Source organism: Algibacter pectinivorans, from assembly GCF_900112595.1.
GTDB classification, from domain to species: Bacteria; Bacteroidota; Bacteroidia; order Flavobacteriales; family Flavobacteriaceae; genus Algibacter_B; species Algibacter_B pectinivorans.
Genome location: NZ_FOMI01000006.1, coordinates 131,954 through 152,493, shown reverse-complemented (window position 1 = coordinate 152,493; position 20,540 = coordinate 131,954). Strand labels below are relative to the sequence as shown.

19 protein-coding genes are annotated in these 20,540 nt (G+C 33.9%); 16 read left to right on the top strand and 3 right to left on the bottom strand.

Annotated features, from left to right (window positions below; all coding sequences use genetic code 11):
• Window positions 1-5: 5 nt before the first annotated feature.
• From ccoN to BMY96_RS10510, 10 genes are all read left to right on the top strand, one after another.
• Window positions 6-2,198 carry a cytochrome-c oxidase, cbb3-type subunit I gene (gene ccoN, locus BMY96_RS10555; RefSeq protein WP_092851936.1) on the top strand — a complete coding sequence of 731 codons (2,193 nt, stop codon included), beginning with the start codon at window positions 6-8 and terminating at the stop codon, window positions 2,196-2,198.
• A 21-nt stretch (window positions 2,199-2,219) separates the two neighbouring features.
• Window positions 2,220-2,405, top strand: a complete 186-nt coding sequence (locus BMY96_RS10550; RefSeq protein ID WP_092851935.1) for a CcoQ/FixQ family Cbb3-type cytochrome c oxidase assembly chaperone — start codon at window positions 2,220-2,222, stop codon at window positions 2,403-2,405.
• Window positions 2,402-3,346, top strand: coding sequence for a cbb3-type cytochrome c oxidase N-terminal domain-containing protein (locus BMY96_RS10545; RefSeq protein ID WP_092851934.1), 945 nt, complete (start codon window positions 2,402-2,404; stop codon window positions 3,344-3,346). Before BMY96_RS10550 ends, BMY96_RS10545 begins: the two co-directional genes overlap by 4 nt.
• Window positions 3,347-3,388: 42 nt before the next feature.
• Window positions 3,389-4,813, top strand: coding sequence for a cytochrome c oxidase accessory protein CcoG (ccoG, locus tag BMY96_RS10540; protein WP_092851932.1), 1,425 nt, complete (start codon window positions 3,389-3,391; stop codon window positions 4,811-4,813).
• A gap of 62 nt (window positions 4,814-4,875) precedes the next feature.
• Window positions 4,876-5,322 (top strand): FixH family protein, encoded by a 447-nt coding sequence (locus tag BMY96_RS10535; RefSeq protein ID WP_092851930.1) that lies wholly within the window; start codon window positions 4,876-4,878, stop codon window positions 5,320-5,322.
• Between the two features lies 1 nt (window position 5,323).
• Window positions 5,324-6,025, top strand: coding sequence for a sulfite exporter TauE/SafE family protein (locus tag BMY96_RS10530; protein WP_092851928.1), 702 nt, complete (start codon window positions 5,324-5,326; stop codon window positions 6,023-6,025).
• A 287-nt stretch (window positions 6,026-6,312) separates the two neighbouring features.
• On the top strand, window positions 6,313-6,984 hold the full coding sequence (locus BMY96_RS10525; protein WP_092851926.1) for a TetR/AcrR family transcriptional regulator: 672 nt from the start codon (window positions 6,313-6,315) through the stop codon (window positions 6,982-6,984).
• Window positions 6,985-6,986: 2 nt separating this feature from the next.
• On the top strand, window positions 6,987-8,654 hold the full coding sequence (locus BMY96_RS10520; RefSeq protein WP_092851925.1) for a peptidase domain-containing ABC transporter: 1,668 nt from the start codon (window positions 6,987-6,989) through the stop codon (window positions 8,652-8,654).
• Between the two features lie 3 nt (window positions 8,655-8,657).
• Complete coding sequence (locus BMY96_RS10515; RefSeq protein WP_092851924.1) at window positions 8,658-10,013, top strand: HlyD family secretion protein; 1,356 nt, start codon at window positions 8,658-8,660, stop codon at window positions 10,011-10,013.
• A complete protein-coding gene (locus tag BMY96_RS10510; protein WP_092851922.1) occupies window positions 10,013-11,416 on the top strand; it encodes a TolC family protein in 1,404 nt (467 codons plus the stop codon). Before BMY96_RS10515 ends, BMY96_RS10510 begins: the two co-directional genes overlap by 1 nt.
• A gap of 282 nt (window positions 11,417-11,698) precedes the next feature.
• Here BMY96_RS10510 and BMY96_RS10505 read toward each other — a convergent pair whose 3' ends face one another.
• Both BMY96_RS10505 and hemN read right to left on the bottom strand, forming a co-directional pair.
• Window positions 11,699-12,532, bottom strand: a complete 834-nt coding sequence (locus BMY96_RS10505; RefSeq protein WP_092851920.1) for a universal stress protein — start codon at window positions 12,530-12,532, stop codon at window positions 11,699-11,701.
• Window positions 12,533-12,616: 84 nt separating this feature from the next.
• Window positions 12,617-13,981, bottom strand: coding sequence for an oxygen-independent coproporphyrinogen III oxidase (gene hemN / locus BMY96_RS10500; RefSeq protein WP_092851918.1), 1,365 nt, complete (start codon window positions 13,979-13,981; stop codon window positions 12,617-12,619).
• A gap of 123 nt (window positions 13,982-14,104) precedes the next feature.
• On the opposite strand from hemN, the gene BMY96_RS10495 reads away from it, so the two are divergent.
• From BMY96_RS10495 to BMY96_RS10480, 4 genes are all read left to right on the top strand, one after another.
• Window positions 14,105-14,722: a YceI family protein gene (locus BMY96_RS10495; RefSeq protein ID WP_092851916.1), complete on the top strand. Its 618-nt coding sequence runs from the start codon at window positions 14,105-14,107 to the stop codon at window positions 14,720-14,722.
• Between the two features lie 44 nt (window positions 14,723-14,766).
• The gene (locus BMY96_RS10490; protein WP_092851914.1) at window positions 14,767-15,297 is read left to right on the top strand and encodes an RNA polymerase sigma factor; all 531 of its coding nucleotides are present in this window, start codon (window positions 14,767-14,769) and stop codon (window positions 15,295-15,297) included.
• 1 nt (window position 15,298) lies between these two features.
• Window positions 15,299-16,105: an anti-sigma factor gene (locus tag BMY96_RS10485; RefSeq protein ID WP_092851911.1), complete on the top strand. Its 807-nt coding sequence runs from the start codon at window positions 15,299-15,301 to the stop codon at window positions 16,103-16,105.
• 169 nt (window positions 16,106-16,274) lie between these two features.
• Window positions 16,275-16,757: a CIA30 family protein gene (locus BMY96_RS10480; RefSeq protein WP_092851909.1), complete on the top strand. Its 483-nt coding sequence runs from the start codon at window positions 16,275-16,277 to the stop codon at window positions 16,755-16,757.
• Between the two features lie 171 nt (window positions 16,758-16,928).
• On the opposite strand, the gene BMY96_RS10475 is transcribed toward BMY96_RS10480, so the two are convergent.
• Entirely contained in the window at window positions 16,929-18,164 is a 1,236-nt protein-coding gene (locus tag BMY96_RS10475) for an ABC transporter permease (protein WP_092851907.1), read from the bottom strand.
• A gap of 9 nt (window positions 18,165-18,173) precedes the next feature.
• On the opposite strand from BMY96_RS10475, the gene BMY96_RS10470 reads away from it, so the two are divergent.
• Both BMY96_RS10470 and BMY96_RS10465 read left to right on the top strand, forming a co-directional pair.
• A complete protein-coding gene (locus tag BMY96_RS10470) occupies window positions 18,174-19,457 on the top strand; it encodes an exo-beta-N-acetylmuramidase NamZ family protein (protein WP_092851905.1) in 1,284 nt (427 codons plus the stop codon).
• Entirely contained in the window at window positions 19,454-20,521 is a 1,068-nt protein-coding gene (locus BMY96_RS10465; protein WP_092851903.1) for a serine hydrolase domain-containing protein, read from the top strand. The genes BMY96_RS10470 and BMY96_RS10465 overlap by 4 nt, the downstream gene beginning before the upstream one ends.
• The last annotated feature ends 19 nt before the right edge of the window (window positions 20,522-20,540 follow it).

The window sequence follows — 20,540 nt, the reverse complement described above, 5'->3', positions numbered from 1 at the left end:
ATATTATGGAAATGCAACAATTTCATTACGATAATAAAATCGTTAAAAACTTCATTTACGCTACCATGCTTTGGGGCGTTGTGGGTATGCTTGTAGGATTGCTATTGGCGTTTATGTTTCTTTTCCCAAACTTAACAGATGGTATTTCGTGGTTAAGTTTTGGTAGATTAAGACCGCTACACACCAATGCTGTTATTTTTGCCTTTGTTGGTAACGCTATTTTTGCAGGTGTGTATTACTCCACACAGCGTTTACTAAAGGCCAGAATGTTTAGCGACCTTTTAAGTAAATTAAACTTTTGGGGCTGGCAACTTATTATTGTAGGAGCCGCTATTACACTTCCTTTAGGATATACAAGCTCTAAAGAATATGCCGAACTAGAATGGCCTTTTGATATTGCTATTGCTTTAGTTTGGGTAATTTTTGGATGGAACTTAATAGGTACCATGCTTAAAAGAAGACAGCGCCATTTATATGTGGCCATTTGGTTTTACATTGCTACGTTTGTAACTGTTGCTGTGCTCCACATCTTTAATAGTTTAGAGCTTCCTGTTAGCGCCATGAAAAGTTACTCGGTTTACGCAGGGGTTCAAGATGCTTTAGTACAATGGTGGTACGGACACAATGCGGTAGCCTTCTTTTTAACGACGCCGTTTTTAGGACTTATGTATTACTTTGTTCCTAAGGCTGCTAACAGACCTGTATATTCTTATAGATTATCTATTGTGCATTTCTGGTCGTTAATATTTATTTATATCTGGGCAGGACCACATCACTTATTATACACAGCTTTACCTGAATGGGCACAAAATTTAGGTGTTGCCTTTTCTGTAATGCTATTAATGCCATCGTGGGGTGGTATGATAAACGGATTATTAACCCTACGTGGTGCTTGGGATAAAGTACGTACAGATCCCGTTTTAAAATTTATGGTTGTAGCGATTACCGGTTACGGTATGGCTACTTTTGAGGGGCCAATGCTATCGCTTAAAAATGTAAACGCTATTGCGCACTTTACCGATTGGATTATTGCACACGTACACGTTGGTGCCTTAGCTTGGAATGGGTTTTTAACCTTTGGTATGATTTACTATTTAGTACCAAAATTATTTAAAACCAAACTACACTCTTTAGCGCTTGCTAACTTACACTTTTGGATAGGTACGTTAGGTATTATTATGTATGCTTTACCTATGTATGTTGCCGGATTTACACAAGCTAGTATGTGGAAACAATTTAATCCAGATGGTACTTTAACGTATGGTAACTTTTTAGAAACCGTAACCGAAATTATGCCAATGTATTGGATGCGTGCTATTGGAGGTACTTTATACTTAACCGGTATGCTAATATTAGTATTTAACGTTATTGCTACCATTAAAAAAGGAAGCAAAGTTGAAGACGAACTAGCTGAAGCTGCAGCATTGGAACGTGTTTCTAGAAAACGTACTGCAAATGAAGGCTGGCACACATGGATTGAGCGGAAGCCAATACAATTAACCATAGGCGCTACTATAGCTATTTTAATTGGTGGTCTTGTACAAATTGTACCAACTATTGTTGTAAAATCTAATATACCAACTATAGCCAGTGTAAAACCATATTCTCCTTTAGAGTTAGAAGGTCGAGACATCTATATTCGTGAAGGTTGTGTGGGTTGTCATTCGCAAATGATACGTCCGTTTAGAAGTGAAGTAGAACGTTACGGCGATTACTCTAAAGCAGGCGAGTTTGTTTACGACCATCCATTCCTTTGGGGTAGTAAACGTACCGGACCAGATTTACACAGAATTGGTGGTAAATACTCAGATAACTGGCACTTTAACCACATGTACGATCCGCAGAGTACCTCATCGGGTTCTATAATGCCGCGTTACCCTTGGTTAATTACAGGTTCTAGTAGTGAATTAGATAAATCGATGACCGAGAAAAAAATGGAAGCTATGGTAACTCTTGGTGTGCCTTATACAGACCAAGACATAGCCAACGCCCAACAAAGTATGTTAGAGCAAGGTGCTAAAATTGAAGAGAACCTTCATGCCGATCCTGATTTTACAAAAACGTATGAAGCGGACAAGCAATACGCTTTAGACAACGGTGAACCATTTGTAGAAATGAAAAACCGAGAAATTGTAGCTCTTATAGCGTATTTACAACGCTTAGGAACAGATATTAAATTGGAAACAGCACAAAATTAACTTACTAAAACATTAAAAGTCATGTTGAAATTTGTAAAAAACCATATGGAGAGTATTGCAGGAATCGAGATTTACCCAGTGATTTCATTAATTATCTTTTTCACCTTTTTTGTAGTGCTATTTTGGTGGGTTATAACCGCTAAAAAAGATTATATAGACAAGGTAAGTAACATGCCATTAGACAACCAAAACGACGATATATTATGAGACAATTAGTTCCATCCTGGATTCGTGTTCCAGTAGCATTCTTTATTATTTTTGGAGCCGTAGAATTCTTTATAGATTCTGGCGAGAAGCCAGCATTTGTTGAGTATCCAGCAGTATTACTATTTCTACTTTTAGTATTATTAATATTAATTGCTATCGAGGCTATTATTGGTGCTCTAGAAAATGTGATGCTTCATAAATTAGATGAAGCTGGTAAAGCTCGTTTTTTAGCAGAAAAAGAAAGCACCATTAAATTCACATGGTTAAAAGAGACCTACCAAAAACTATTAGGACAAAAGCCAATAGAAGAAGAAACGGAAATTATCCTAGATCATAATTACGACGGTATTAAAGAGCTAGATAATAACTTACCACCATGGTGGGTGTATTCTTTTTACATTTCTATAATTTTTGCTGCCGTTTATTTATTAAGATTCCACGTTTTTAATGGCTATACACAAATAGACGAACTAGAAACAGAATTAGCCGATGCTAGAATTGCTTTAGAAGCGTATAAAAAAACAGCTAAAGATTTAGTAGATTTTAATACAGTAACCGTATTAACCGATGCTGCCGATGTAAAAGCTGGACAAGCTATTTTCCAGAGTAACTGTGTAGCCTGCCACATGGCAGATGGTGGTGGTGGTATTGGACCAAACCTTACCGATGACCATTGGATATTAGGCGGTGGTATTAAAAATGTTTTTAAAACCATATCTGAAGGTGGACGTTCTGGTAAAGGTATGATTGCTTGGAAAGCACAATTAAAACCTGCACAAATGGCGCAAGTTGCCAGTTATGTATTGACATTGCAAGGCACAACACCAGCAAACCCAAAACCTGCCGAAGGCGATATTTGGGTAGATGAAAATGCTCCTGAAAGCGCAGTACCTACAGAGGCTATCGAAACTAAAACTAACGATGTTATTTCTGTAGAGTAAGCCTAGTAACTAATATATAGCAAAATCACAAACAAATAAAACATGGAAACTCCAGAAAACGAAACGTTTAGAGACTCTATTGGTACTGTTACCAAAGATGGTAAACGCGCTTGGGTATTTCCTAAAAAACCAAGTGGTAAATTTTACGAGTATAGAAAATACGTAAGTTATATTTTACTAGCATTTTTACTACTTGCACCATTTATAAAGGTAAATGGAAATCAGTTTTTAATGTTTAATGTTTTGGAACGCCGTTTTAATATTTTCGGGTTTCCTTTTTGGCCACAAGATTTTCATTTGTTTGTAATATCTATGTTAATTGGTGTTATTTTTATAGCCCTTTTTACGGTAGCTTTCGGACGTATATTTTGCGGGTGGATTTGTCCGCAAACCATTTTTATGGAAATGGTTTTTAGACGCATTGAATACTGGATTGAAGGCGACAGAAACAAACAACGTAAGCTAGACAAGCAAAAATGGGATGCCGAAAAAATTAGAAAAAAAGGACTAAAAACCTTAATATTTGTTTTAATCTCCTTTATCATTGCTAATGTTTTTCTGGCTTATTTAATAAGTAGCGACAAGCTAATACAATACATTTCCGAAGGTCCGTTTAATAATATAAGCACCTTAATATCCTTACTTATTTTTACTGCGGTATTCTACTTTGTGTTTGCTTGGTTTAGAGAACAGGTTTGTATTATAGCTTGCCCTTACGGAAGATTACAAGGTGCACTTTTAGATACAAAATCCATAGTTGTAGCATACGACCATAAACGTGGTGAAGCCGAAAATGGCAGAAAAAAGTTCAGAAAAAACGAAGATAGAGCAGCATTAGGTTATGGCGATTGTATAGATTGTATGCAATGTGTACACGTTTGCCCTACGGGTATAGATATTAGAAACGGTACACAACTAGAATGTGTAAACTGTACAGCTTGTATTGATGAGTGCGACCACATTATGGAAAGCATTAATTTACCAAAAGGTTTAATTCGTTATGCTAGCGAAGAAAACATTGAAAAGAAAGCACCTTTTAAACTAACACCAAGAATGAAAGGCTACACAGCAGTTCTTGCTATTTTAATTGGTTTATTGGTTGGCATGCTATTTTTACGAAACGATGTAGAGGCTAATGTTTTAAGGCTTCCTGGGCAATTATATGAGCATAAAGAAAATAACATTATAAGCAATGTATTTACTTATAAATTAGTAAATAAAACATCTAAAGATATTGAGAATGTAAGTTTTAAACTCATGTCTCATAAAGGCGAATTAAAATTAGTTTCAACAGGTAACGATTTTATTGTACCAAGTCAAGGTATAGCAGAAGGTACCTTGTTTATAGAAATTAATAATTCGGCATTATCTGGCGACAGAAATAAAATAAAAATTGGCGTGTACAAAGGCGATAAGTTAATTGAAACCACAACGGCTAACTTTTTAGGCCCACGGAGTTTTAAATAGCTAAAGGTTAACCAAAAAACAAATAACCAGCAACAAAGTACAAGTAACTAAAAAAGAAAATCATGAAAATTAATTGGGGCACCGGAATTGTTATTGCTATTGTAGCTTTTATCTCGTTTATTATGTATTTTGTAATTACCATGAGTGTTAATAGCAAGTACGACCACGATTTGGTTAGCGAAGATTATTATGCCGAAGAGTTGCAATACCAAAACGATATAAATAAACTAGAAAGCGCTAGCGAATTACACCAAAATGTAACCTACAAAAAAACAAACCAAGGCTTAGTTATCCAGTTTCCCGATTCATTAAATTACAAAAACATTACAGGTAAATTGTTCCTATATAGACCATCTAACAAACAACTAGACTTCGAGGCTGCTATCTCTTTGTCTAATTCAAATTTGCTCATACCTGACAATCGTTTGGTAGATGGTCGTTGGAACATTAAAATAGATTGGCAATATAACGGAAAATCTTATTTATTTAAAGAATCTATAAATTATTAGTATGCTACTCTCGGCGTTTATATTAGGGCTATTAGGAAGTTTTCACTGCGTAGGCATGTGCGGCCCCATAGCTTTTATGTTGCCCGTAGATCGTACTAACCAGTTAAAAAAAGTATCGCAAATTGCCATTTACCATGTTGGCAGATTACTAGCTTACAGCCTAATAGGTTTAATTTTCGGGCTAATTGGCAAAGGGCTTTTTATATTTGGTTTCCAACAACAACTCTCTATCATTATAGGGGTTTTAATGATTTTAGTAGTTATTATACCCCAAAAAACATTTAACAAATACAACTTTTCTAAACCTATTTACAAACTAATATCCAAAGTAAAATCTGCCTTAGGTACTGCTTTAAAGAAAAAAACAATGGACACCTTTTTAACCATAGGTTTTTTAAATGGCTTTCTGCCTTGTGGATTAGTTTACATGGCGGTATTTGCAGCCATTGCTGGTGGTAATGCTTTAAACGGTAGTTTATACATGAGTATTTTTGGCCTTGGTACCGTACCTTTAATGACTACTGCAATTTACTTTAGCCATTTTTTAAAAGGCAAAGCACGACAACGCATACAAAACATTATACCCGTTTTTGTGGTAATAATAGGTGCACTATTTATAATTCGCGGCTTGGGTTTAGGCATACCTTACCTCTCTCCCGCTCCGGTTTACAATATGGTTACTAACGGCATCGATTGTCATTAATATTTATTTTTTTGGGGTTACCCGCGTACCTCGGGTCGGGCTTTACGCTACAAGTCCTCGCTTCGTACCTCGCTGTGGGCTTTCCGCTGCAATCCCTAACCCACTTATTTGCCCAAGCAAGTTTTCAACACATACATTTTACGTAATTGCTGGGGCTTCCCACAGTTTTAAAACCTCTAAATTGCCTCCATACTATAGCATTTTTCAATCCCATATAAAGAAAAACAATAGTTTTATTTTCAAAACTAATAGTAACACTATTATATTTGCAATTAAATTTATTAATTATGGATTCAACACTATCAAATCTAAAAATTTATGTCCCACAAAAGATTTATGTAAAAGACCCTGAATCCTCAGATTTAGGCAAAAGAATTATAGAGCATAGTATCCTATTAATAAACGACATTGGCTTTAATAACTTTACATTTAAAAAACTAGGGGTTTTAATAGGATCCAATGAAAGTTCAATTTATAGATACTTTGAGAATAAACACAATCTCCTGCTTTATTTGTCGTCTTGGTATTGGGCGTGGATAGAATACCAATTAGTACTAGAAACACACAGCTTAAAACAAAAAGATAAATTAGAAAAGGCTCTAGAAATAGTTACTAGAAGTATAAAAGAAGACTCAAATTTTTCTCATATCAACGAAATTATTTTAAATAAAATTATGGTTAACGAAAATTCGAAATCATTTTTAACTAAAGAAGTAGATCAAGAAAATAAAGAGGGCTATTTTATTATTTACAAACGCATTGTACACCGTTTACGTGACATGATAATTTACATAAAACCAGACTATAAATTCGCCTCTAGTTTAGCTAGCACAATTTTAGAAGGTAGTTTACATCAACACTACCTAAAAGAACATTTTAAAACTATTACAGACTGTAATACAGAAATAACTCCTACAAACTTTATGAAAAACTTAGTATTAAACACCCTCAAATCCTAAATATGGAACATAAAAAAATGACACCGTGGCTACGTTTAATAGGTATGCTGCAACTAGAAAAAAGAGATATTTTACAGATATTTTATTACGCTATTTTTGCGGGCGTAGTAGCTTTATCATTACCTTTAGGTATTCAAGCAATTATAAATTTATTACAGGGTGCACAAATTTCTACTTCTTGGATAGTTTTGGTAATTATAGTAACCTTAGGTGTAGTCTTTTCCGGGGCCCTGCAACTAATGCAATTAAGAATCATAGAAACTATACAACAACGTATTTTTACTAGATCTTCATTTGAGTTTGCCTATCTCTTTCCTAAAATAAAAATGTCCGAATTAAGAAATTATTATCCTCCGGAATTAGCAAATCGATTTTTCGATACCCTAACAATTCAAAAAGGATTATCTAAAATATTAATAGACGTTCCTACTGCTGTTTTACAAATTATATTTGCCTTAATTCTATTATCGTTTTACCACCCATTTTTTATAGTATTTGGCCTGCTATTACTTGTACTAATTTTTGTTGTTTTTAAATTTACAGCTAAAAAAGGTTTACAAACAAGCCTTTATGAATCCAAAACCAAATACAAGGTAGCCCATTGGATTCAAGAAATAGCACGATCTGTTATAAGTTTTAAATTATCGGGGAGCACAAATTTAGGTATAAATAAAAACGACGATTTAGTAAATAATTATTTAAAAGCCAGGGAAAGTCACTTTAGAGTATTAATGCTTCAATTTATACAAATGATAAGCTTTAAAGTAATTGTAACCGCCAGCTTACTACTTATTGGTGGTGCTTTAGTTTTAAATCAAGAAATGAATATTGGGCAATTTGTAGCCGCAGAAATTATTATTTTATTAGTAATTGCCTCTGTAGAAAAACTTATTATAGGCTTAGAGGCTTTTTACGACACCCTAACTTCGCTAGAAAAAATTGGACAAATAGTTGATAAAGATATAGAAAGTCAAGAAGGCGAAACCCCACAATTTAGCAAAGGGTTAAAAATTGAATTGGATAATGTTGCTTTTGAGGTAGACAATAGAGATGTTCATATTTTAAGAGACATTTCTTTAAAAATAACCTCCAAAAGTAGAATTTTAGTAAAAGGAGAAAGTGGCTCGGGCAAATCTACATTATTACGTCTTATAGCAGGAGTTATAGAGGCTACAGGAGGCCATGTTTATGTTAATGATATGTCTATAAAAAGCTTACACTTAAACTTCTATAGATCTCAATTAGGCTTGTCTTTATCAGACGAAACTCCATTTGAGGGCACTATTAGAGAGAATTTAACTTTTTCTAACAAAAATATTTCAGATGAAAAAATATATGAAATTCTTAATATCGTTGGTTTAAAATCCTTTATAAAAACACAACCCGAAGGTTTAAACACCGTATTATATCCAGACGGCAGACAAATATCCTATTCTATTTCAAAAAAAATAGTTTTAGCACGAGCAATTTTAAAAAACCCAAAAATACTTATACTAGAAGATGCTCTAGATCGCTTTAACAGAAAAGAAACCAAAGCTATTGTAGATTATTTATCGCATCCAAATAGACCATGGGGGCTTATAGTAGTTAGTTTTAGTTCTGTATGGACAGATAAATGCAATGAAGTTATCACCTTAAAAAAAGGTCAAATAAAATCTAAAACCGATTAAGTTATGCTCAATATATCTAATAACCAGTTTCGTAAAAAAATTGACCTTGCTAGCTATAAGTCTGGTAAAAAAGTTATGAACATTAAGTACTATAAATACTTTAATCGTTTTTTATTAGCCGCTGCAATTATTTTATTAATCGTACTATTTTTACCTTGGACCCAAAACATTACAGGCCAAGGTACAGTTACTACTTTAAAACCAAACCAACGGCCACAACACATTCAATCACAAATACCAGGACGTATTGAACAATGGTATGTGCAAGAAGGCGACGAAGTAAAAAAAGGCGATACTATCTTAAGGATATCCGAAATAAAAAGTGACTATTTTGATGATAGGTTAATAGAAAGAACAAACGACCAAATTCAAGCTAAATCATCTTCGGTTACTGCTTATGGAGGAAAAGTCGATGCCTTAAATAGGCAAATATCTGCACTACAAAACGAACAAACATTAAAGCTAGAACAAACGCGTAACAAACTGTTACAATCGCGATTAAAAGTAAAAAGCGATAGTATAGATTTAGAAGCTGCCAAAACCAATTTAAAAATTGCAGAAACACAGTTTAATCGTATTAAAACCTTACAAAATGAAGGTTTAAAAGCTATAAGAGATGTTGAAGAAAAGCGATTAAAACTTCAGGAAACTCAAGCTAAATACATATCGCAAGAAAACAAATATTTAGCCAGTAAAAACGAAGTTATAAACGCACAACTAGAGCTATCTAGAACCAACGCTGTGTTTACCGATAAAATATCAAAAGCACAAAGCGATATGTATACTGCGCAATCTAGCGGGTTCGATACAGAAGCCCAAGTTAAAAAACTTGAAAACGCATATAGCAATTACAAAAAACGAAACAGTCTTTTATATGTAACGGCCCCACAAGACGGATTTATAAACAAAGTTTTAACAGGTGGAATTGGTGTTACTTTTAAAGAAGGAGAGCAACTCGTTGGCATTATGCCATCAAATTACGACTTAGCTGTAGAAACCTTTGTACGGCCAATCGATTTACCATTACTACACCTTGGCGAAAAAGTACGCGTACAATTTGATGGTTGGCCAGCTATAGTATTTAGTGGCTGGCCAAACGTGTCTTATGGGACTTACGGTGCCAAAGTTATTGCCATAGAACGTTTTATAAGCAATAACGGTAAATATCGTGTTTTACTTGCTCCAGACCATTCCGAGTATAAGTGGCCCGAAGCTATACGTGTTGGCTCTGGCGCAAAAACCATTGCCCTGCTTGAAGATGTTCCAATCTGGTTCGAGTTATGGCGCCAAATTAACAGCTTCCCTCCTAACTATTACCAACCAAAAGACAGTAAAACAGCGTTAAAAAAAGATAAATAATGAAAGCATTTATATATGGTATTCTTCTAGGTTTTAGCTGCGTAGTTTCTGCACAAGATAGCACATCGGTTATGGCACTATCAGAATATTTGGGTTATGTTAAATCGTTTCATCCTATCGTTAAGCAGGCCAACTTAACTATAAATGAAGGTGACGCTAAACTTATGAAAGCTAGAGGTGCTTTCGATCCTAAGTTTGAAGTAGATTATGCTAGAAAAAAGTTTAAAGGTACCGAGTATTACGATAAACTTAATGCATCGTTTAAAATACCAACTTGGTTTGGCATAGAATTAAAAGGAAACTTTGAAGAAAACACTGGTGACTTTTTAAACCCAGAATCTTACGTCCCGGACGATGGATTATACAGTGCAGGTGTTTCTATTCCTGTTGCTAAAGGGTTGCTTACAAACAGTCGTATGGCCATGTTAAGACAGTCCAAACTATACGTAAAACAAGCCCAAGCAGATAGGCTATTATTGGTTAACGACATTTTATATAACGCAACATTAAGCTATTTTAACTGGCTAAAGGCCTATAATGAAAAACGGGTTTATCAAGATTTTTTAGTTAATGCCGAAATACGATTTAAAGGGATTAAAAAAAGTTTTGAAGTTGGCGATAAACCCGCCATTGATACTCTAGAAGCTAGAATAGCGTTAAACAACCGCAAACTTAACTTAGAAAAATCTAGAATTAAATTTACAAAGGCCTCTCTAGAACTTTCTAATTATTTATGGCTTAATGATAATACACCTATTGAAATTAAAAACCAAATTATACCAGACATTAATACGGTTGCAACTATCGATTTAACCTTAAATACCTCAGGATTGGATGTAGAAAACTACGATATAAACAATCACCCAAAACTACAATCCTTAGATTATAAATTTCAAAGTTTAGAAATTGAAAAACGATTGAAATTAAACAACCTTTTACCACAAATAGATTTGCAATATAATTTCTTATCCGAAACTCCCGAAGTGGCACGATCCTTTAGTACATCGGCCTATAAAAGTGGTGTTAACATTAGTATTCCTTTGTTTTTAAGAAAAGAACGAAGCGACTTAAAATTGGCAAAAATAAAGCTACAAAACACGACTTTCGAGATTAAAAACACCCAAGTAAGCCTTAAAAATAAAATTGATGCTATACATCAAGAATTAGAATCTTACGTAATACAAAATGATTATACCAATACTATTGTAAATGATTATACAGTAATGCTAACGGCCGAAGAGCGTAAATTCTTTTTAGGAGAAAGCTCTTTATTTTTAGTTAACTCGCGAGAAGCTAAACTTATTGAAGCTAAACTTAAAGCCATAGACCTTGAAAATAGCTTTTTTAAAACTAAAGCTAATTTATTTAATATTTTAGCACTATCTAATACTCCGTTTAACTAAAGTAAATTCAATTTAACCACAAGCCTTTTATTTGTAAAATATATAGACAAAAAAAACAACACTATGTTAGTTTTAACAATTAAAACGAGCATAATTGGGTTAGCTATAGTAAAATTATCTTACTTAAAGCGATAAAAAGAATTTGCTTTTTAAAACTATATATAACTTTAAAAATACTTACTAGAAAGTATAATGCATAACGCCATCTATTTTTAAGGCAACACCCATAAACTTTAAGATAGTACGAATGGCTATATATTTATTTTAAATACCACATTTATGTTAAATCTTAAACGTCATTACTGGTAAAGTGGCATGGTTTGCTACATCTTCCCCAATGCTGCCTTGAAAAAAGTGCGCTAAACCTTTTCTGCCATGTGTTGGTACTAATATTAAATCGGCTCCAATTTTATTTGCGCAATTTAAAACACCATTTTCTATAGTATAATCAGACACGTAAAAGACATCTTCCATTTTATCTAGATTACTATCCGCTTTGGCAAAGAAATTAACAACTTTTTTCTCGATTTCTAAACTACTTTTAAACCTTTCGTTAGGTAAATTAACATGTATTAAATATACTTTAGCCCCTTGTTTGCCAAACATCTCTTTGGCTTTTAAATAGGAATTTATAGACTCCTCGCTAAAATCGCAAGCAAAGGCAACCACATTAAAATTGACATCCATCATATCGTTTTTAACCACTAAAACCGGTAGGTTCGAGTTGCGTACAACACGCTCTGTGTTGGAACCCACAAAATACTCGGTAAAGCCATTTGTGCCATGCGAGCCCATTACTACTAAATCGGCATCATATTTTTTAGCCACGTCGTTTACCTCGCTAAACACTTTAAAATGCTTTATTATAGGCGTTACTTTTACATCGTTTAGATAGTCTTTATTTAAAAAATCTTTGAATTTTTGCTCTGCCAATTGCAAAAAAAACATGGTTTTCTGGTTTTGAATACCATCGGTAGTCGATAACATAATATCAGACATTTCTAGCATATGAAGCGCCAATAATTCGGCATTATGTTTTTCAGCTAGTTTCGCTGCAGTTTTTAATGCGTATTCTGAATGTTCTGAGAAATCTATTGGTATAATTATTTTTTTCATGGTCTTTAAGTTTTAGGTTCTTGTTATAAAGCAAAAACAGTTGAAATTGAATATTTTAATACTTGATATTAAAATGACTTAATATTAAACAGTCATAGAAAACAGTTGCGTATCTGGCTCTTTACGTTGCAGAAGCACATCGAAAGCCATACATATATTTCTAACAAACGGTTGTCCTTTTTGGGTAACTTCTATTTTATTAGAATGTATATGTAGTAAGCCATCTTTTTCCATTTCCTTGAGTTTAATCAAAGTGTCTGGCAAGTCATTAAAATAAAGGTTTTCGTTTGTCCATGAGGTTTCAAATTGACACATTAAATTTAAAATATGTTTTCTAATTACAAGATCTTCGTCATTTAGTATATGCCCTCTATAAACCGGAATAATATTATCATTTAACAAGTTATAATAGCTTTCTACTCCTTTTACATTTTGAGAAAAACCATACCAACTATCACTTATCGAGGAGACACCCAACCCTATCATTGCTTGTGTTTTTGAGGCGGTATAGCCCATAAAATTACGATGCAAATCGCCATTAATCATAGATGCATGCAAGGCATCTGTAGTTAATGCAAAGTGGTCCATTCCTATTTCCTTATAACCAACTTCGGCCAATAATTTCTTTCCTAGTTCGTACTGCTTGCGTTTTAAATCGGCACTTGGTAAATCGGCATCATCAAAGCCTCGTTGTCCGTTTCCTTTAATCCAAGGCACATGTGCATAGCTGTAAAAAGCCAGTCGATCTGGAAGTAAAGCCTTCGTTTTTAAAATGGTTTCCTCAACATGTTGTAAGGTATGAAAAGGCAATCCAAAAATAATATCATGCCCCACAGAGGTGTATCCAATTTCTCTAGCCAACTCGGTGGCTTTCTTTACGTTTTCAAATGGCTGAATTCTATGAATCGCCTTTTGTACCGTTGGGTTATAATCTTGCACGCCATAACTTACACGTGTAAATCCAACATCGTAAAGCGCCTGCAAATGCTCCCGAGTGGTGTTATTTGGGTGTCCTTCAAAACTAAACTCATGTTGTGGTGCTAATTTTGAAGTATTTAAAATACCCTTAATAAGTCTTTTTAAGTTGTCTGGACTAAAAAATGTTGGTGTCCCACCTCCTAAATGCAACTCTTTTATAATAGGTTTTTCGTCAAATAATTCTAAATACAAATGCCATTCTTTTAAAACTGCATTTATATATGGAGACTCTACATTATGCTGCTTAGTAATGCGCTTATTGCAGCCGCAAAACGTACATAAACTTTCGCAAAACGGTAAGTGAATGTACAAACTTATACCTTCTTTAGAATTGCTTTCTTTAAAAGATTGAACTAATGACGATTTCCATTTTTTTAATGAAAATGTTTCGTGGTTCCAATAAGGAACTGTTGGATAACTCGTATAACGAGGACCCGCAATATTATACTTATTTATTAATGACTTTAACATACCTAACGTTTATAACACAAAAGTAAAGCAACAGCTCAAGTTATAATATGACATATATCATACTAAATCTTGCAATTGAATTATTATTGACTTAACTTTCCGCTAAATAAAAAATCAATAAAAATGAAAAAAATAAGCATACTATTAATAACCTTAGCCCTAAGTATAGTATCGTGTAAAAACGAAAAAAAAGAAACAAAAACGGAAGCTGAAACAACAGAGAAATACGTAGTTAAACCAGAAGGTACAACCGTAAAATGGACGGCCTACAAAACAACAGACAAACTTCCTGTTGGAGGAAAATTTAAATTGTTAGATTTCGAAAATAAATCTGGAGCTACCCCACAAGAAGCATTAAATAACTTAAGCTTTTCTATACCTGTTAGTAGCGTTTTTACAAACGATGCTACAAACACCCGCGATGGTAAAATTATAAATTCCTTTTTTGGTGCTATGTTAGATACCGAATTTTTAAAAGGAACCATAAAATATGTAAATAATGCTTATGTAGCTTCTATTACCATGAATGGAGAAACTAATAATTTACCATTAAATATTAAAATTACTGACGAAAGACGTGTAACCTTAACAGGAACCATGAATCTTAAAGACTGGAATGCATTAGATGCTTTAGCCTCTTTAAATAAAGTATGTTTTGATTTACATAAAGGAGCAGATGGTGTAAGTAAAACTTGGGAAGATGTAGCCATTGAAGTTGAAACTTACCTTCGCGAAAACTAAACCATATATAATATTAGTATTATTTTAATCACTAAAAAACTTATATGGAATTAGACCAGCTGGTAGAAAAACTTAAACAAAAAGACGAAAAAGCATTCGAGAAACTGTACAATATGTACAGCGATAGCATGCTTGGTGTTATTTACAATATTGTAAGAGACCATGATATTGCTCAAGAAGTTATGCAAGATGTTTTTATAAAAGCATGGCATAAAGCCGACAGCTATTCATCTAAAAAAGGCAGATTTTTTACCTGGATTTTAAATATTGCTAGAAACGCAGCTATAGATAAAACGCGCTCTAAAGCCTTTAAAAACGCAAAACAAAACCTCAACTCAGATTTTTTCGTAGATATAATTGAAGGCAATGAAAACCTGGATGATAAAACAGATGCCATAGGTATTAAAAAATTTGTGGGTAAACTAGCCGAAAAATGTAAAACGGTAATTGAACTACTTTACTTTAAAGGGTACACACAAAGTGAAGCATCTGAAGCTCTTGATATGCCAATTGGTACTATTAAGACAAGAAACAGAAATTGCATTCAGGAATTAAGAAACATGGTATTAAACTAAAATGGATATAAAAGCATACATAGAATCTGGAATCTTAGAACTATACGTAGCTGGAACCCTTTCTGAAAAAGAAAATGAGGAGGTTTATGCGCTTATGCAAAAACACCCCGAGGTTTTACAAGAAGTTTTAGAAATTGAGGCAGCTATTGTTAAATTAACCGCTTCAACATCGCAACGCGATAGCGACCATATTTTACAGCGTATTAAACAAACATTAGGTTTTGATGGTAATAAGGATACTAAAGTAGTCTCTATTGCAAAACCTAAATACAATTGGATTACTTATACAGGTTGGGCAGCGTCAATTGTTTTAGCAGCTGGATTATTATGGACAGTAAACCAAAATAAACAATTACAATCTGATGTTCAAATAGCAGAAACACAACAGTCTTTATTAGAAACTCAAATAGCTAACTCTAAAAACAGTTTAGAAGATGCTAATGTTTTAATTAGCGTGCTACGCGACGATAATATTACAAAAGTACCACTAGCAGGACAAGGTAATTTTGCTAGTACTTTTGCTAAGGTATATTGGGATAAAGACTCCGATCGTATATTTTTAGATGCTCAAGGTTTACCAGACCCACCAGAAGGGAAAGTTTACCAAGTTTGGTCTTTAACCTTAACACCGTTAACACCAACAAGTTTAGGAACTATTGATAGTTTTACAGCTGATGCCAATAAAATTTTCGAAATTAAAAATGCTAACGAAAGTGAAGCCTTTGGTATTACTCTAGAGCCTGCAGGCGGTAGCGAATCGCCTACTATGGACCAATTATATACTTTGGGTGTAGTAAGTGCTAGCTAACAAAATAAGCAAGCAATAATAAATAATTTTAAATATTAAAAATGCATTACCAATAAATATAGTAGTGCATTTTTTTTATGCGATAATAAAATTAACACCTCTTAGCAAAACATGAATAAACAATTATATATTTATACAAACCCTAAACTAAATATAACACCATAAAACCATGACCTTAATTAATTTTACTGCAGAAAGTGATAGTTCCAACTGGAAAACGGTGGACGATAATGTAATGGGTGGAAAATCTGAAGGCGCTTTTAAAATAAACGCTAATAGGAATGGCTTGTTTTACGGCGAAGTATCGTTAGAAAACAACGGTGGTTTCTCGATGGTTAAATACCCTTTAAAAACCTTAAAAACAGCAGATTACTCTAAATTCTGTATCTCTTTAAAGGGCGATGGCAAGACGTACCAGTTTAGAGTAAAGACTTTTAAGAGCGACAAACATGCTTACATTTATCCATTTAAAACCACAACTGGTTGGGAAACAATAGAAATCCCTTTTAAAGATATGTATGCTAACCTTAGAGGTAAAAAACTTGAGCTACCAAATTTTGAAGGTAACCAAATTGAAATGCTTGCTTTTTTAATAGGTAACAAAAAAGCTGAAGCCTTTAATTTAGAGATAGACAGCATCTCTTTAAAGTAAAACACGAACATGTGCAAGTATGCCCGCGCTAGGGATTGAACGGTATGTTTGAGCTCCCTGACTTTTTAGGAAGGAGCGAGTAGTAAAATAGTTATATTCATGAGTTCAATAATTTAAAATAGAAATCAACGAATAAAGCCCGACCCTTGTGGTAAGCGCCCAAATTACTGTTTAACTAAAACGAATGGCTTTTACTGGCGATATTTTTGTAATGAGGTACGACGGAACCAGTAGCATAAGTAAGCACAGCACTAACGTACCAACATTTAATGCTAGAATATAGCCTAAATTGATATATACTGGTGCTTCGGATACGTAATATACACTTGGATCTAAAGGAAAAAAGCTGAAATATTTTTGCGCAAACAAAATGCCTAAACCTAAAATATTACCCCAAAATAAACCTAATAAAATGAGGTAAGATGCATTGTAAAGGAAGAGTTTACGAATGCTCCAATTACTACTGCCTAAGGTTTTTAAAACGCCTATCATTCTGGTGCGCTCTAGTATTAACACAAGTAAGGCCGTTACCATGTTAAAACCAGCAATAAGCACCATAATACCTATAATGCCGTAGGTGTTTTTATCGAATATTTTAATCCACTCGAAAATAGAATAATAACGATCTGTAATGGTTTGCGAATCTAGTAAGGAGGAAATATTTTGATGTATTTCGGCGCCTTTTTCTTCTAGGGCATCGTAATTATCTATAAACACCTCAAAATTACCAATTTGATCGCTTCCCCATCTATTTATACGTTGTAAGTGGCGTATATCGCCAATAATATATTGAGCATCCAAATCCTGAAACCCAGAATTAAAAATTCCGGATATGGTGTATGTTATTATGTTTGGTAATTTTTCGAGATCGTCTTTTGCAAAAAACATTTGAAAGGTGTCACCAGCTTTAAAATGCATTCTATTGGCTAAGTATTGCGATATTAAAACATTTTCATTTCGTTTTTGCGTGTAATCTGGTAATTCGCCTTCTACTAGAAATTCTTTAAAATAACCCCAATTATAATCGGCACCAACGCCTTTTAAATACAATCCTTCAAAATCTGTTTCGGTTCGTATTACACCAAATTTTGTTGCTACACCTTGTACATGCTTAACGCCTTGTACTGCTTTAAAATCTGGATAAAAATCTTGGTTTATTGTAATAGGAATTACGCTTTCTTGCGAATTATTGGTATCGTAATTTGTAATGGTTACATGGCCATTAAATGCTATAACTTTATCGCGTATTTTTTGCTGTAACCCGATGCTTATGGCAACGGTAACCATCATTACAACCATACCAATAGCAATTGCAGCGATTCCAATTTTTATTATTGGCGCCGATATGCTACTTTTATACGCTTTACTACCAATAATGCGTTTTGCTATAAAGAACTCGTAATTCAAAAGATAAAAATGAGGTTTAGTGATTTCAAAAATACAGTTTTCCCAATAATTATTGGGCTAGTTTTAGTAATGATTTCTTGTGGAAGCAAATCCAAAGGCGATGTTTCAATATCTCAGGTTAAAATTAATAATCCAGAAGACGAATTCACTAAAGTAGAAAAAGACACGTCAATCGTTCTTGGGGTAAACCAAACCAACGTTTACCTGCCGTTTTTAAAAGGAAAGCGAGTTGGTATTGTGGCCAACCAAACCTCCGTGTTTTTTACTAATAGTGCAGCACAACCATTGGATGCCATAACATATACACACGTAGTAGATTCGCTTCTTGGCCTTCATGTGGATATTAAAAAAGTGTTTGCTCCAGAACATGGTTTTAGAGGAAAGGCTGATGCTGGCGAGGTTGTTAAAGATGGTATAGATACTAAAACTAATTTACCTATTGTATCGCTTTACGGAAAAAATAAAAAACCATCGGAGGCGCAACTTGAAAATTTGGATGTTGTTATTTTTGATATACAAGATGTTGGCGCTCGTTTTTACACTTACATTTCGTCCTTACATTACGTTATGGAAGCTTGCGCAGAAGCCGGAATTCCTGTAATTGTTTTTGATAGGCCTAACCCAAATGGTAATTATATTGATGGTCCTGTTTTAGAAATGGAGCACACTAGTTTTGTTGGCATGCACCCTATTCCTGTGGTTCATGGCATGACTATTGGCGAATATGCTACGATGATTAATGGGGAAAAATGGCTAACTAATAGCATGCAATGCGACTTAAAGGTTATTGCCATGAAACATTACAACCATAAACTAAAATATAGCTTACCAATAAAACCAAGTCCGAATTTACCAAACGACCAAGCCATTAACCTATACCCTAGTCTTTGCTTTTTTGAAGGCACCAATGTAAGCGCAGGCCGAGGTACAGAAACCCAATTTCAAATATTTGGAAGTCCGTTTTTAAATCCTGATGTATACAGTTTTCAATTTAAACCTCAACCCAACGAAGGTTCTAAGTACCCAAAACACCAAAACAAAACATGTTATGGTAAGGATTTAACTAAAGCTGAGACTATAAATACTTTAAAACTAAATTGGCTTATTAATGCCTACAAGAATACCAATAATAAAGCTGAGTTTTTTAATAGCTTTTTTACAAAATTGGCAGGCACAAAAACGTTACAGCAGCAAATTGAATCTGGAATGTCTGAAAAGGCAATTAAAGCCACTTGGAAAGAAGGATTACAACGTTTTAATAAAACAAGAAAAAACTATTTACTATACCCTTGAAAAACATACTAGCCTCCTTATTATTCTTTTTTACTTCTGTAGGATTTAATTCGGCAGAACACGGCACGTCATCAGACTACAGAATAAAAACCGCTAAAAAACGTGCTAAACAATTTATGCGCCAACAAGGCATTCCTGGAATGTCTATATCGGTATCTCAACATGGTAAACTTATTTGGTCTGAAGGTTTTGGATATGCCAAAAGAAAACCTAAAGTAAAAGTAGATCCTAATAAAACATTGTTTAGAATTGCCAGTATATCTAAATCTATTACAGCCCTAGCATTGGCACATTTAGTGGATAAAAACCAAATTGATTTAAATAAAAGTATTTACAGCTACTTGCCCAATTATCCTAAAAAAGCTTACGATTTTAATATTAAAGAATTAGGCGGACACCTTGCAGGCATTAGGCATTATAAAGGCAATGAGTTTCTATGGAATAAAAAAACATCCATTACCGAAGGGGTAAATATCTTTAAAAACGACTCGCTTTTATTTGAACCTTCAACCCAATTTTCATACAATACATTTGGCTATGTTTTGCTTAGTGAAATTATGCAAAAAGCAGCCCGAACCGATTTTAATGAGTTGGTAACACAAACGGTTTTTAGTCCTTTGGGTATGACTAATACTTTGGTGGAAGATTCTGAAATACCCCTACCCAATAAAACTGATTTTTACCGAAAAAAAAGGATGTTTTCTACTCCTGTTGCTAATGAGTACAAGGTTGCTGGCGGTGGTTTTTTATCTACGTCTGAAGATTTAATAAAATTTGGAGAAGAAATTATTTCGCCTAAAACAGTATCTGCTGCAGCTTTGCTAGAAATGACAACCTCTCAAAAACTAAAATCTGGTAAAATAACAGGCTATGGTATTGGTTTTTCATCGGCATATACCATAAAAAACACCCCAAAATATTATCATACAGGTGGTGGTGTTGGGGCTTCTACCGTTTTATTAATTTACCCTAAAGAAAACATTGTTATCTCTGTATTAACTAATAAAACTGGAGTAAAAATGGATGATTTCGCAAAAATACTCGAGGGTGTTTTTATTAATTAAATAAGAAAGTGCCTAATTA

What these genes read in the sequence shown, in the direction of transcription:
- ccoN (WP_092851936.1), top strand. Translation starts at nt 6, where the DNA reads ATGGAAATGCAACAATTTCATTACGATAATAAAATCGTTAAAAACTTC.
- BMY96_RS10550 (WP_092851935.1), top strand. Translation starts at nt 2,220, where the DNA reads ATGTTGAAATTTGTAAAAAACCATATGGAGAGTATTGCAGGAATCGAG.
- BMY96_RS10545 (WP_092851934.1), top strand. Translation starts at nt 2,402, where the DNA reads ATGAGACAATTAGTTCCATCCTGGATTCGTGTTCCAGTAGCATTCTTT.
- ccoG (WP_092851932.1), top strand. Translation starts at nt 3,389, where the DNA reads ATGGAAACTCCAGAAAACGAAACGTTTAGAGACTCTATTGGTACTGTT.
- BMY96_RS10535 (WP_092851930.1), top strand. Translation starts at nt 4,876, where the DNA reads ATGAAAATTAATTGGGGCACCGGAATTGTTATTGCTATTGTAGCTTTT.
- BMY96_RS10530 (WP_092851928.1), top strand. Translation starts at nt 5,324, where the DNA reads ATGCTACTCTCGGCGTTTATATTAGGGCTATTAGGAAGTTTTCACTGC.
- BMY96_RS10525 (WP_092851926.1), top strand. Translation starts at nt 6,313, where the DNA reads ATGGATTCAACACTATCAAATCTAAAAATTTATGTCCCACAAAAGATT.
- BMY96_RS10520 (WP_092851925.1), top strand. Translation starts at nt 6,987, where the DNA reads ATGGAACATAAAAAAATGACACCGTGGCTACGTTTAATAGGTATGCTG.
- BMY96_RS10515 (WP_092851924.1), top strand. Translation starts at nt 8,658, where the DNA reads ATGCTCAATATATCTAATAACCAGTTTCGTAAAAAAATTGACCTTGCT.
- BMY96_RS10510 (WP_092851922.1), top strand. Translation starts at nt 10,013, where the DNA reads ATGAAAGCATTTATATATGGTATTCTTCTAGGTTTTAGCTGCGTAGTT.
- BMY96_RS10505 (WP_092851920.1), bottom strand. Translation starts at nt 12,532, where the DNA reads ATGAAAAAAATAATTATACCAATAGATTTCTCAGAACATTCAGAATAC.
- hemN (WP_092851918.1), bottom strand. Translation starts at nt 13,981, where the DNA reads ATGTTAAAGTCATTAATAAATAAGTATAATATTGCGGGTCCTCGTTAT.
- BMY96_RS10495 (WP_092851916.1), top strand. Translation starts at nt 14,105, where the DNA reads ATGAAAAAAATAAGCATACTATTAATAACCTTAGCCCTAAGTATAGTA.
- BMY96_RS10490 (WP_092851914.1), top strand. Translation starts at nt 14,767, where the DNA reads ATGGAATTAGACCAGCTGGTAGAAAAACTTAAACAAAAAGACGAAAAA.
- BMY96_RS10485 (WP_092851911.1), top strand. Translation starts at nt 15,299, where the DNA reads ATGGATATAAAAGCATACATAGAATCTGGAATCTTAGAACTATACGTA.
- BMY96_RS10480 (WP_092851909.1), top strand. Translation starts at nt 16,275, where the DNA reads ATGACCTTAATTAATTTTACTGCAGAAAGTGATAGTTCCAACTGGAAA.
- BMY96_RS10470 (WP_092851905.1), top strand. Translation starts at nt 18,174, where the DNA reads ATGAGGTTTAGTGATTTCAAAAATACAGTTTTCCCAATAATTATTGGG.